The 12,878-nt window shown below is 50.0% G+C and carries 15 protein-coding genes; 12 read left to right on the top strand and 3 right to left on the bottom strand.

What is annotated here, in order from left to right; translation table 11 throughout:
* The first annotated feature begins 181 nt into the window (after window positions 1-181).
* The 3 genes from SK36_RS02975 to SK36_RS02965 all read left to right on the top strand — a co-directional run bounded on the left by SK36_RS02975 (window position 182) and on the right by SK36_RS02965 (window position 1,278).
* Entirely contained in the window at window positions 182-481 is a 300-nt protein-coding gene (locus SK36_RS02975) for an ArsR/SmtB family transcription factor (protein ID WP_048220707.1), read from the top strand.
* A 9-nt stretch (window positions 482-490) separates the two neighbouring features.
* Window positions 491-1,018, top strand: coding sequence for a rhodanese family protein (locus SK36_RS02970; RefSeq protein WP_045446541.1), 528 nt, complete (start codon window positions 491-493; stop codon window positions 1,016-1,018).
* 80 nt (window positions 1,019-1,098) lie between these two features.
* Entirely contained in the window at window positions 1,099-1,278 is a 180-nt protein-coding gene (locus SK36_RS02965) for a hypothetical protein (RefSeq protein ID WP_045446544.1), read from the top strand.
* Between the two features lie 34 nt (window positions 1,279-1,312).
* Here the strand turns inward: SK36_RS02965 and stpA are convergent, their stop codons facing one another.
* Window positions 1,313-1,714 (bottom strand): DNA-binding protein StpA, encoded by a 402-nt coding sequence (stpA, locus tag SK36_RS02960; protein ID WP_045446547.1) that lies wholly within the window; start codon window positions 1,712-1,714, stop codon window positions 1,313-1,315.
* A gap of 554 nt (window positions 1,715-2,268) precedes the next feature.
* Here stpA and alaE point away from each other — a divergent pair.
* On the top strand, window positions 2,269-2,718 hold the full coding sequence (gene alaE, locus SK36_RS02955) for an L-alanine exporter AlaE (RefSeq protein ID WP_045446551.1): 450 nt from the start codon (window positions 2,269-2,271) through the stop codon (window positions 2,716-2,718).
* Window positions 2,719-2,756: 38 nt separating this feature from the next.
* On the opposite strand, the gene SK36_RS02950 is transcribed toward alaE, so the two are convergent.
* Window positions 2,757-3,107 (bottom strand): DUF2002 family protein, encoded by a 351-nt coding sequence (locus tag SK36_RS02950; RefSeq protein WP_045446554.1) that lies wholly within the window; start codon window positions 3,105-3,107, stop codon window positions 2,757-2,759.
* Between the two features lie 123 nt (window positions 3,108-3,230).
* Complete coding sequence (gene pdxR, locus SK36_RS02945) at window positions 3,231-4,565, bottom strand: MocR-like pyridoxine biosynthesis transcription factor PdxR (protein ID WP_048220705.1); 1,335 nt, start codon at window positions 4,563-4,565, stop codon at window positions 3,231-3,233.
* A 90-nt stretch (window positions 4,566-4,655) separates the two neighbouring features.
* Here pdxR and SK36_RS02940 point away from each other — a divergent pair, with 90 nt between their 5' ends.
* From SK36_RS02940 to proX, 8 genes are all read left to right on the top strand, one after another.
* Window positions 4,656-5,087, top strand: coding sequence for a carboxymuconolactone decarboxylase family protein (locus SK36_RS02940; RefSeq protein WP_048220704.1), 432 nt, complete (start codon window positions 4,656-4,658; stop codon window positions 5,085-5,087).
* Between the two features lie 264 nt (window positions 5,088-5,351).
* Entirely contained in the window at window positions 5,352-5,597 is a 246-nt protein-coding gene (nrdH, locus tag SK36_RS02935) for a glutaredoxin-like protein NrdH (RefSeq protein ID WP_048220703.1), read from the top strand.
* Window positions 5,594-6,004 carry a class Ib ribonucleoside-diphosphate reductase assembly flavoprotein NrdI gene (nrdI, locus tag SK36_RS02930; RefSeq protein WP_045446567.1) on the top strand — a complete coding sequence of 137 codons (411 nt, stop codon included), beginning with the start codon at window positions 5,594-5,596 and terminating at the stop codon, window positions 6,002-6,004. Before nrdH ends, nrdI begins: the two co-directional genes overlap by 4 nt.
* A complete protein-coding gene (gene nrdE, locus SK36_RS02925; protein WP_048220702.1) occupies window positions 5,977-8,121 on the top strand; it encodes a class 1b ribonucleoside-diphosphate reductase subunit alpha in 2,145 nt (714 codons plus the stop codon). The genes nrdI and nrdE overlap by 28 nt, the downstream gene beginning before the upstream one ends.
* Window positions 8,122-8,131: 10 nt before the next feature.
* Window positions 8,132-9,091, top strand: a complete 960-nt coding sequence (gene nrdF / locus SK36_RS02920) for a class 1b ribonucleoside-diphosphate reductase subunit beta (protein ID WP_048220701.1) — start codon at window positions 8,132-8,134, stop codon at window positions 9,089-9,091.
* Window positions 9,092-9,435: 344 nt separating this feature from the next.
* Window positions 9,436-10,638 (top strand): glycine betaine/L-proline ABC transporter ATP-binding protein ProV, encoded by a 1,203-nt coding sequence (gene proV, locus SK36_RS02915; RefSeq protein ID WP_045446575.1) that lies wholly within the window; start codon window positions 9,436-9,438, stop codon window positions 10,636-10,638.
* Entirely contained in the window at window positions 10,631-11,695 is a 1,065-nt protein-coding gene (gene proW, locus SK36_RS02910) for a glycine betaine/L-proline ABC transporter permease ProW (RefSeq protein ID WP_045446578.1), read from the top strand. The genes proV and proW overlap by 8 nt, the downstream gene beginning before the upstream one ends.
* A 187-nt stretch (window positions 11,696-11,882) precedes the next feature.
* On the top strand, window positions 11,883-12,878 hold the full coding sequence (gene proX / locus SK36_RS02905; RefSeq protein WP_045446581.1) for a glycine betaine/L-proline ABC transporter substrate-binding protein ProX: 996 nt from the start codon (window positions 11,883-11,885) through the stop codon (window positions 12,876-12,878).

Genomic DNA, 12,878 nt, shown 5'->3' with positions numbered 1-12,878 from the left:
CCAACGCGCATGCAACTTAAGTATGACGGGTATAAAAAGAGATTTCGTCTCTAAGCATAACCAGTGTACTCAACTCTGCCAGCCCTCCCCTGCGGTTTTACCCTCCTTTACTCTCTTTACGCTGGCGTACGATGATTGTTTATTTTAGAATGCGCTTAATTTAGAACTCACTTAAATAACTATGACTGAACTTGAACAACTCCAGGCCAGCGCTGAAAAAGCGGCCGCCCTGCTCAAAGCGATGAGCAATCCGAAACGGTTGCTGATTTTGTGCATGCTCTGCGGTTCACCGGGTACCAGCGCGGGTGAATTAGCCCGCATTACCGGCTTGAGTCCTTCCGCGACCTCCCAACATCTGGCGCGAATGCGCGAGGAAGGTCTGATAGAAAGCCAGCGAGATGCTCAGCGCATCCTCTATTTCATTAAAAATGCGGCGGTGAATTCACTTATCGCCACATTAAAAACACTGTATTGCCCATAAGGAACCATCATGACCATTGGGATAATTTCCCCGCGCGAAGCACAGGCGCTCCTGGCACAAGGGGCAAAACTGATTGATATCCGTGATGCAGATGAGTATCTGTACGAGCATATCCCAGAGGCGCAACTGGCCCCGCTATCCACCCTGGAACAGAACTCACTACCCACAAATTTGCGGGCCGAGCGCATTATTTTTCACTGCCAGTCGGGCAAGCGCACACAAAACGCCGCAGCCAAATTGCATGCCACCGCCGCGCCTGCACAGGTCTGGCTGCTTGAGGGCGGAATCGACGGCTGGAAAGCTGCAGGTTTGCCGGTAACAAAAGATAACTCACAGCCGTTGCCGCTGATGCGTCAGGTGCAGATTGCGGCTGGTAGCCTTGCCTTACTCGGCGTCGTTCTCGGTTACACGGTCAACAGTGGCTTCTTCTTACTCAGCGGTTTTGTCGGCGCAGGTCTGGTTCTTGCTGGCGTTACCGGCTTTTGTGGCATGGCACGGCTACTGGATAAAATGCCGTGGAACCGACGTACTCATTAAGCGGTAATAACCGAAACAGCGCTGTACCCGCCAATTGACGTGCTCTATGGTGGGCCATGTGATAAAGAAAGGAGCGCAGTATGTTTAAACCTGGCGATTTGGTGCAACCGCGTATGGGCGGACCAAAACTGAAAGTTGTCGAAGTGAATGGCGATCAGATTGTGGCCGTACAAGCCAGTAACGAAAGCGGTGAGAAATTCACACTGAAAGCTGCTGATGTTACGCGATATTCCGAAGACGGTGATTTCGGCGTTTGCTGAAATAAGCGGTGAGGATCTCCTCACCGCATTGCTATCAGATTAAAAAATCGTCGAGAGATTTACCAGCAGCCAGTGCCTGAGCAATGGGCTTCGGTGTACGTCCTTGTCCGGTCCATGTTTTCGTTTCACCATTGGTATCAGTAAAATGATATTTCGCCGGACGCGGTTGGCGTTTTTTTCCGCCCCGTGACGTGGTTGGCACCATACTCAGCAACTCTTCTGGATTAATTCCATCAGCTTGCATCAGCGCCAACAACGTATTAATTTTTTCCTGCTGCTCTGCACGCTGACGCTGTAGCTTTTCTTCTTCATCGCGTCTTTCTTTGGTAACTACCCTGAATTTTTCCAACATATCTTCAAGAACCTCGATGGGAAATTCACGGGCCATAGAACGCAGTGTGCGGATATTATTTAAGTTTTTTAACATTAAGCTCATATTAATAAAACCTCTTTAACGCAGAAATCAAAAACAGTAATACGGCAGGAAGTGTATTCGATTGTTTTTTCTATTTCCAGTATATTTTGTCGCAAAGTATTAAGCTAACAACGTTTCTTATTATTTACCTGTTGGTACGGGTGAGTCGATTTTCCGATATTTTATATAACGTGAGTATTAAAATAAATATGGCTAACGGCCTCTTAAATCATATACCCACAATACAGAAAATCACAACGTACAGTCTGGTCTGGCAGACATACCCAACATCAATTCACATTCAGAAAGGAGCTCAAAAAATTCAGAAAAACAAGTCAAAATAAGATATTGATTTAAAAGAGTTTTAACCAATACAGCAACGAAAATGCCAAAACGAACAAAAAACGAACCAACACAGAGCATTTTATCGACAAAAAGACAATAAATAAAAATTTTAAGCTAGTTGCCAGTTATTATGTAGCCATATATCCTATTAAAACGCGAAAACAGCAAGATAAAACACTAGTTAAAAGGCATTCAAAACCTTTTCTTCCCTTTTTACAAGGAGCATTAACATGTTCTCTCCGCAGTCACGCTTGCGTCATGCTGTAGCAGACACGTTCGCGATGGTTGTTTATTGTTCTGTCGTGAACATGTTGATCGAAGTATTCCTCTCTGGAATGACCTTTGAACAATCGCTTTCTTCCAGACTGGTGGCTATCCCTGTTAACATTCTGATCGCCTGGCCCTATGGTATGTACCGTGATTTATTCATGCGCGCGGCGCGTAAAGCCACGTCAGCCGGATGGGCTAAAAATCTGGCAGATGTGCTGGCGTATGTAACGTTCCAGTCTCCGGTATATGTCGTTATTCTGTTGACGGTTGGCGCTGACTGGCATCAGATTACAGCTGCAGTAAGTTCAAACATCGTGGTATCAATGCTGATGGGGGCTGTGTATGGCTACTTCCTTGATTATTGCCGCCGCCTGTTTAAAGTCAGCAGCTATCACCAGGCTAAAGCCTAAATACATCTTCTTCGCGACTGGCATCGCCAGTCGCGCCTTTAGTTCGAACTCACGTCACCAAACAACCCATTTAAATAACGCTCAAGCGCAACACGCGAGCTAAAGCCGTGCGGAATACCATAATGTTCATGGGTTTCTCCCGCTAAATAAAGCGGAAATTGCTGATAGTGATCGCAGGTTTTAATATCTGTCGCGGGGTCAGCCAGCGATGAACTGCGCTCTTTTAGCGTGGGATGGATAACTAAAGCGGTACGTCCCATGCGTGCTTCCCGGTTAACGTACACATAATTTTCACCACGTCGATAGCCATAAGCTTTCTGTGTGACTACATCGACGGTAAAGCCCACTTTTTCAAGTACGCGCGCCACCTCATCTGGTCGTAAATACATATTATTTTCCTCGTTATCTTTTACTGCGGGCTTACCTTACCTGATTCAGCATTAGCAACGCTTTCAGAAAAGTCCATAAAGAAGTGAATATGACGGGATAAATATTTACAGAACGACTGACAATCAGGCCATTGCCAGCCGAAGTTGATATGCGGCCTGCTGCGCCATTTCCACAGATCTAATATTGGTAAATGACAGCAGTATTCCGCCCTTTCCTGTCGATGTTATTCGCCAATCAGTTAAAGCCTGAACTGCCAGACCCGCGAGGTTAGCTTTACGTACTAATACTGTGTCCTCTCCGCTAACCGACATCACCAGTTGGATCCCGCCGTCCTGAGGAACTACGGTAAATCCTTGCTCTGTCAGCGCAGTTTCCATCCATTGACGTCGTTGAGCGTAATGTTGTCGCATCTTCTTCAGATGCCGCCAGAAATACCCCCCGTGGATAAAATCAGCCAGCGTTTGTTGCCATAAAACCGGAACACTACAGGCCGTTAGCGCCGCTTGCTGGCGGAACCGCGACACCTGAGTCAGGGGAACCACCAGCCATGCCGTGCGCAGTGCAGGAAACAGCGATTTACTGAACGTTCCGGCATAAATAACCCGCTGTGGCGCATCCAGGCTTTTTAGCGGTGGCAACGGTTTTCCGTGGTAGCGAAATTCACTGTCGTAGTCATCTTCAATGATCCATGCCTGCGCACGGGCGGCCCACTCCAGCAACTGATGTCGACGGGCTAACGAAAGCGATACCCCCAGCGGACTTTGGTGAGCTGGCGTAAGGAGCGCAAAGCGCGCATGTGGATAGTCACGGATCCCGACGTACACATCCAGTCCCTCTTCATCGACCGGAACAGGCATCATTTCAACCCTTTCCTGCGCCACTACTGGCCTGATTAACGGAAAACCCGGATCCTCTACCCACATTCCCTCACCAGGTTTTGCCAGAGCGCGCAGGATTAATGTCATCGATGCCGCATATCCAGAAGTAATAAACACCTGCTCCGGCAGGCACTCAATGCTGCGTGAAACGCGCAGGTAATCGACAATAGCCTGGCGTAACGTCAGTTCACCGCAAACATCTCCCAGCGCAAGGTCAAAACGCGTCTGTGTGCGCAAACGCCGCCCCATTACCCGCGCCCAGGTTTCCCGGGGGAAAAGATCGAGAGCGGGCAGCCCCATCTGAAACAACTGCGGCGTTGGACTTTCTCCGGCGTATACAACAGGGGCAGCAAACGTTGTATCCAGCCGCAGTTGTCTACTCACAAACGTTCCGGCCTGGCCACGTCGCACAAGCCAGCCCTGAGCCACCAGCTCAGCGTATGCATTTTCCACCGTCGAACGTGACACGCCCAGCTCCTGAGACCATGTACGGCTGGAGGGTAATCTTGTGCCAGGCTTAAGTTCACCTTTCTCAATAGCGGTTTTTAACTGGCGGGCGATTTGCTGGTAGCGTGGCATTTATGGTCTGCTTTTTTAGTGAAAATATGGCTCTCTTTTGCAGACCATTATAGTGCTACATTGCTGGTCATCCAAACGAGGAGAAATACCATGACTATGTTACGCCAGCCCTACTATGAACTCAGCCCTGAAGTCTATAACGCCCTGGTTCAGGCCAGCAAAGCGCTGGAAAACTGCGCTCTGGACACCACGCTGACGGAACTGATTTATCTGCGCATTTCACAAATTAACGGCTGTGCATTTTGTCTGGAAATGCACAGTAAAGCGCTGCGCAAATCTGGCGTTGAACAAACCAAGCTGGACGCACTGGCGGGATGGCGTGTAAGTCATCATTTCAGTGAGCAGGAACGTGCGGCACTGGCGTGGGCCGAGTCTGTCACACACATCGTCACAACTCATGCCGAAGATGATGTTTATCTGCCGCTGCTTGACCATTTTAGCGCCAAAGAGATTAGCGACCTGACATTCGCAATTAGCCTGATGAATTGCTTTAACCGCCTGGCGGTAAGCATGCGTATGTAATTGCGGGCTGCCCGATAAACCGCCTTATCGGGCCTCTCCATGCTTGTCAGTAAGCCCGAGAAGCGTAGGCATCGGGCAATTTATACGTCACTCATCCTCTTCCCCCGCTCCGCTCGTTACTCTGAACACTTTCAATCTAAAATTCCCATATCTTGTATGGTTGAATCTTTTTAAAACTACATCTAGTATCTTCTGTATCAAGACACACACAACCCGACGCCTGTTATCGCGCCGTTCTTTTATTTTTAGATGGAAATACGAATCATGCGCATTATTATTTACACTCGCAACAACTGTGTTCAGTGCCATGCCACTAAGCGGGCAATGGAAAACCGCGGATTTGATTTTGAAATGGTGAATGTCGATCTGATGCCTGACATGGCAGACACGCTGCGTGAACAAGGTTTTCGTCAGTTACCGGTGGTAGTCGCAGGTGAAACCAGCTGGTCAGGATTCCGCCCGGATATGATTAACCGCCTGCGCCCGCAACCCCATGTGGCCAGCGCATGAATACCCTCGTCTACTTCTCCAGCAGCTCCGAAAATACCCATCGCTTTATGCAGCGTCTGGAGATGCCCGCTATTCGTATCCCACTTAATGAGCGCGAACGAATCCGGGTAGACGAACCTTACATTTTAGTCGTGCCGTCTTACGGCGGCGGCGGTACGGCTGGTGCGGTCCCACGGCAGGTGATCCGCTTTTTAAACGATACGCACAACCGGGCATTAATACGCGGCGTGATCGCCTCCGGCAATCGCAATTTCGGCGAAGCCTATGGCCGCGCGGGTGAGGTTATCTCACAAAAATGCGGCGTGCCGTGGCTCTATCGCTTTGAGCTGATGGGAACGCAAAGCGATATCGACAATGTCCGAAAAGGAGTGAGTGAATTTTGGCAACGACAACCGCAGAACGCGTAATCCCGCAAACGCTGGACTACCACGCCCTTAACGCCATGCTGAATCTGTACGATAAAGCCGGGCGGATTCAATTCGATAAAGACCATCAGGCGGTGGACGCTTTTATTACTTCCCACGTCCGCCCCAACTCGGTGGTGTTTGCCAGCCAGGATGAGCGTCTGAATACGCTGATCCGTGACGGTTATTACGACGAAAGCGTTTTAACTCGTTACGATCGCGCTTTCGTGGTGAGGCTTTTTGACCACGCCCACGCCAGAGGATTCCGCTTCCAGACCTTCCTCGGCGCATGGAAGTACTACACCAGCTATACGCTAAAAACCTTTGACGGTAAGCGCTACCTTGAAGATTTTGCGGATCGTGTGACCATGGTGGCGTTAACGCTGGCGCAGGGTGACGAAACGCTCGCCATGCAGCTTACCGATGAGATGCTCTCCGGGCGCTTTCAGCCTGCTACACCGACATTTTTGAACTGCGGTAAACAACAGCGCGGTGAACTGGTCTCCTGCTTCCTGTTGCGAATTGAAGACAACATGGAGTCAATTGGACGGGCGGTAAACTCCGCGTTGCAACTCTCCAAACGCGGCGGTGGCGTGGCGTTTTTGCTCTCTAACCTGCGGGAAGCTGGTGCACCTATTAAGCGCATTGAAAATCAGTCTTCCGGTGTGATCCCGGTAATGAAAATGCTGGAGGACGCATTTTCTTATGCTAATCAACTGGGTGCACGTCAGGGTGCGGGGGCCGTGTATTTGCATGCACATCACCCGGATATTCTGCGTTTTCTCGATACCAAACGCGAAAACGCCGATGAAAAAATTCGCATCAAAACGCTCTCTCTCGGCGTGGTGATCCCGGATGTCACCTTCCGTCTGGCCAAAGAAAATGCGCAGATGGCGCTGTTTTCCCCTTATGACGTGGAGCGCATTTACGGCAAACCGTTTGGTGATATCGCCGTCAGTGAACACTATGACGAACTGGTTGCTGATGCGCGCGTGCGCAAAAGCTACATTAATGCCCGCGATTTCTTCCAGCGGCTGGCGGAAATCCAGTTTGAGTCAGGCTACCCGTACATCATGTTTGAAGACACGGTGAATCGTGCCAATCCGATTGCCGGACGCATCAATATGAGCAACCTGTGCTCCGAGATTTTGCAGGTCAATAGTGCCTCGACGTACGACGAAAATCTTGACTATGTGCAGATCGGACACGATATCTCCTGCAACCTCGGCTCGCTCAACATCGCTCACACTATGGATTCACCGGACTTTGGCCGCACGGTTGAAACAGCGGTTCGCGGCTTAACTGCGGTCTCTGATATGAGCCATATCCGCAGCGTGCCGTCTGTTGAAGCCGGAAACAACGCCTCACATGCCATTGGCCTCGGACAGATGAATCTGCATGGTTATCTGGCGCGAGAAGGCATTGCCTACGGTTCACCTGAAGGGCTGGATTTTACTAATCTCTATTTTTACACCATCACCTGGCATGCGCTGAACACATCGATGAAACTAGCCCGCGAACGCGGTAAAACCTTTGCCGGATTCAAACAATCCCGTTACGCCAGCGGCGAATACTTTACGCAATATCTGCAGGGCGACTGGCAACCGAAAACCGAGAAAGTCCGCGCGTTATTTGCCCACAGCGGCATTACATTACCGACGCGCGAAATGTGGTCACAACTGCGTGACGATGTGATGCGCTACGGCATCTATAACCAGAATTTACAGGCCGTTCCACCGACCGGCTCTATCTCCTACATCAATCATGCGACCTCAAGTATCCACCCGATTGTGTCGAAGGTGGAGATCCGTAAAGAGGGTAAAACCGGGCGCGTTTACTACCCGGCCCCGTTTATGACCAACGACAATCTGGACATGTACCAGGATGCTTACGAAATCGGTCCGCAAAAAATCATTGATACCTACGCCGAAGCGACACGGCATGTCGATCAAGGGCTCTCACTGACGCTATTTTTCCCTGATACCGCCACCACCCGCGATATCAATAAAGCGCAGATCTATGCCTGGAAAAAAGGGATCAAATCGCTGTACTACATCCGACTACGCCAGCTGGCGCTGGAAGGCACTGAAATCGAAGGCTGCGTGTCATGCGCACTGTAAGGAGAGCAGGATGAGATTAAATCGCATAAGTGCCATCAACTGGAATAAGATCCAGGATGATAAAGATCTCGAGGTATGGAACCGCCTGACCAGTAACTTCTGGCTGCCGGAAAAAGTCCCGCTGTCGAATGATATCCCTGCCTGGCAGACGCTGAATGCGGCCGAGCAGCAACTGACCATTCGCGTATTTACCGGGCTGACGCTACTCGACACCATTCAGAATATTGCGGGTGCGCCAACGTTAATGCAGGATGCACTAACCCCGCATGAAGAAGCCGTGTTGTCGAATATCAGCTTTATGGAGGCGGTACACGCCCGGTCATACAGCTCTATTTTCTCCACTTTATGCCAGACCCAGGATGTGGATGCAGCCTATGCCTGGAGTGAGGAAAACGCCCCTCTCCAGCGCAAAGCACAAATCATTCTTGAACATTACGCCAGCCATGATCCGCTGAAGAAGAAAATTGCCAGCGTATTTCTGGAATCTTTCCTGTTCTATTCCGCTTTCTGGTTACCAATGTATTTCTCCAGCCGTGGCAAGCTGACCAATACTGCTGATTTAATCCGTCTGATTATTCGTGACGAAGCGGTACATGGTTATTACATCGGTTATAAGTATCAAAAAGGTCTGGAGGCCATTACAGAATCGGCACGCGAAGAACTGAAGAATTTTGCGCTCGATCTGTTAATGGAGTTGTACGATAACGAAGCACGCTATACGGAAGAGCTCTACGCAGAAACGGATTGGGTGGAGGACGTCAAAGCATTCCTTTGTTACAACGCCAATAAAGCGTTAATGAACCTGGGCTATGAGGCGTTATTCCCGGCTGAAATGGCGGATGTAAATCCGGCGATCCTCGCCGCACTGTCACCTAATGCCGACGAAAACCACGATTTCTTCTCCGGTTCGGGGTCGTCCTATGTAATGGGAAAAGCCGTCGAAACCGAAGACGACGACTGGAACTTTTAACACACATTATTGCGGAGAATATCCGACTGTTTTCCGCAATAATATTTTAACTGCATCACACAATTATGCATATGTGATCTACACTCAATCTCAGTCACATTATTCGTCTGCATTTCAACAATTCAGACGTCTTTTCGGTGTTCCTTACAAAAAATATCATCTTGCTGTTATCAGCGCTCAGCCCTTATATCATGGGAAATCCCGCCTCCTGGCCTTCGGCAATATTCATGCCATTAACAAATTCAGGGTTGTCTCAGATTCTCAGTATGTTAGGGTAGAAAAAGGTAACTATTTCCATCAGGTAATATATCGATATAAACAAATAACAGGAATCATTCTATTGCATGGCAATTAAATTAGAAGTTAAAAACCTCTATAAGATATTTGGCGAGCATCCACAGAGAGCGTTCAAATATATTGAAAAAGGACTTTCAAAAGAGCAAATTCTGGATAAAACAGGGCTATCGCTTGGCGTTAAAGACGCCAGTCTGGCCATTGAAGAAGGCGAGATATTTGTCATCATGGGATTATCCGGCTCGGGTAAATCCACAATGGTACGCCTTCTCAATCGCCTGATTGAACCCACCCGTGGACAGGTACTGATTGATGGCGTAGATATTGCCAAAATATCAGATGCCGAGCTTCGCGAGGTGCGCAGAAAAAAGATTGCGATGGTTTTCCAGTCCTTTGCATTGATGCCGCACATGACGGTACTGGACAATACAGCATTCGGTATGGAATTAGCCGGTATTGCCGCAGATGCTCGTCGTGAAAAAGCGCTGGATGCGCTACGCCAGGTCGGATTAGAGAATTACGCTCACGGTTATCCGGATGAGCTTTCCGGTGGTATGCGCCAGCGTGTTGGCCTTGCCCGTGCATTAGCCATTAACCCTGACATCTTATTAATGGATGAAGCTTTCTCAGCGCTCGATCCGTTAATTCGAACTGAGATGCAGGATGAACTGGTAAAACTGCAGGCGAAACATCAGCGTACCGTGGTCTTTATTTCCCATGATCTTGATGAAGCTATGCGCATTGGCGACAGAATTGCCATTATGCAAAATGGCGAGGTGGTACAGGTCGGTACACCGGATGAGATCCTGAATAATCCGGCAAATGATTATGTGCGCACTTTCTTCCGTGGTGTTGATATAAGCCAGGTATTCAGCGCGAAAGATATTTCACGCCGTAGCCCTGAGGGCTTAATTCGTAAAACACCAGGCGTAGGTCCACGATCGGCCCTGCAATTATTGCAGGATAAAGATCGTGAATATGGTTACGTAATTGAACGCGGTAATAAATTCATTGGCGTCGTCTCCATCGACTCATTAAAAGCAGCCTTAAGCCAGTCACAAGGTATTGAAGCAGCTTTAATTGACGAACCGTTAGCTGTAGATGCACAAACCCCTCTGAGCGAGTTGCTTTCTCATGTTGGTCAGGCGCCATGCGCCGTACCGGTTGTCGATGAGGAACAGCAGTATGTGGGCATTATTTCAAAACGCATGCTGTTACAGGCTTTAGATCGCGAGGGGGCAAACAATGGCTGATCAAACGAATCCGTGGGATACCACACCAGCGGCCGATAGCGCCGCACAATCCGCTGATGCCTGGAGTACGCCGTCTGGTGCGCCTGCCGACGGAGGTAGCGCAGACTGGCTGACCAGCGCACCCGCACCAGCGCCTGAACATTTCAACATTATGGATCCCTTCCATAAAACGCTGATCCCGCTGGATAGCTGGGTTACCGAAGGGATTGACTGGGTAGTAACCCATTTCCGTCCTGTCTTCCAGGGCATTCGTGTTCCGGTAGATTACATCCTTAATGGCTTCCAGCAGCTGCTGCTGGGTATGCCTGCACCTGTAGCGATTGTTCTTTTTGCACTGATCGCATGGCAGATTTCCGGCGTCGGGATGGGTGTTGCCACCTTAATCTCATTGATTGCTATTGGCGCAATTGGCGCATGGTCGCAGGCGATGATAACCCTGGCACTGGTACTGACCGCGCTGCTGTTTTGCGTGGTGATCGGCCTGCCAATGGGAATATGGCTGGCGCGTAGTCCCCGAGCGGCAAAAATTGTTCGCCCCCTGCTGGATGCAATGCAAACCACGCCTGCGTTCGTCTATCTGGTGCCGATTGTTATGCTGTTCGGTATCGGCAACGTACCGGGGGTAGTCGTGACGATTATCTTCGCCCTGCCGCCAATCGTACGTCTGACCATTCTGGGGATTAACCAGGTGCCAGCCGATCTGATTGAGGCCTCGCGCTCATTTGGTGCCAGCCCGCGTCAGATGCTGTTTAAAGTACAGCTGCCGCTGGCGATGCCGACCATCATGGCGGGGGTTAATCAGACACTGATGCTCGCCCTTTCCATGGTCGTTATCGCTTCGATGATAGCGGTCGGTGGGCTTGGTCAGATGGTCCTGCGTGGTATCGGTCGTCTGGATATGGGACTGGCTACAGTCGGTGGGGTCGGGATTGTTATCCTCGCCATTATTCTGGATCGTCTGACACAGGCTGTCGGTCGCGACTCGCGTAGCCGCGGTAACCGTCGCTGGTACACCACCGGACCTGTCGGGCTTTTCACCCGTCCTTTCATTAAGTAATTCACCCATTGCCCGGTGGCATTGCGCTCGCCGGGCCTGAAACTCATAAACTTTGCACAAAATCATTTAAGTTGCACCGCGGCAGCAAACGAATGTATTCCGGAAGCGTACAAACAGTATGTGACGAGTACATAAGTGCAGCCAACAAAGAGTCAGCTTGAAAGATGAAGTGTAATAAGGAACAACGATGCGACAGAATATAATCCTTGCCACAACGTTTGCCACCCTTGTCTCTACCAGCGCTTTCGCTGCCGACCTGCCGGGCAAAGGCATCACTGTACAACCTATCCAGAGCACCATCTCTGAAGAGTCCTTCCAGACGCAACTGGTCAGCCGCGCGCTGGAAAAACTGGGGTATACCGTCAACAAAGCGAGTGAAGTTGACTACAACGTCGGCTACACCTCCATTGCCTCTGGCGATGCGACTTTTACCGCCGTGAACTGGCAGCCGCTGCATGATGATATGTATGCCGCAGCAGGCGGAAATAAAAAGTTTTATCGCGAGGGGGTATTCGTAACAGGTGCGGCGCAGGGGTATCTGATCGACAAGAAAACCGCTGAGCAGTACAAAATCACCAATATCGCCCAACTGAAAGATCCGAAGATTGCCAAAATCTTTGATACCAATGGCGACGGTAAAGCCGACATGATGGGCTGTTCACCAGGCTGGGGCTGTGAAGCCGTTATCAACCACCAGAACAAAGCATTCGATCTGGAAAAAACGGTCGATGTCAGTCACGGTAACTACGCGGCGATGATGGCCGATACCATTACCCGCTTTAAGGAAGGCAAACCGATCCTCTACTACACCTGGACACCGTACTGGGTGAGCGACGTAATGAAGCCGGGCAAAGATGTGGTCTGGTTGCAGGTACCGTTCTCTTCCCTTCCGGGTGAGCAGAAAGATATTGATACCAAACTGCCAAACGGCGCTAACTACGGCTTCCCGGTAAACACTATGCATATCGTTGCTAACAAGGCGTGGGCCGAAAAAAACCCGGCGGCGGCAAAACTGTTCGCGCTGATGAAGCTGCCGCTGGCAGATATCAACGCGCAGAACGCGATGATGCATGACGGTAAATCTTCTGAATCAGACGTACAGGGCCACGTTGATGGTTGGATTAAAGCCCACCAGCAGCAGTTCGACGGTTGGGTGAAAGAAGCGCTGGCCGCGCAGAAGTAA

This window comes from Citrobacter sp. MGH106 (genome assembly GCF_001037495.1).
GTDB classification, from domain to species: Bacteria; Pseudomonadota; Gammaproteobacteria; order Enterobacterales; family Enterobacteriaceae; genus Citrobacter; species Citrobacter murliniae.
The sequence above is the reverse complement of the archived record's forward strand: the minus strand, read 5'-3'. Positions and strand labels throughout refer to the sequence as shown.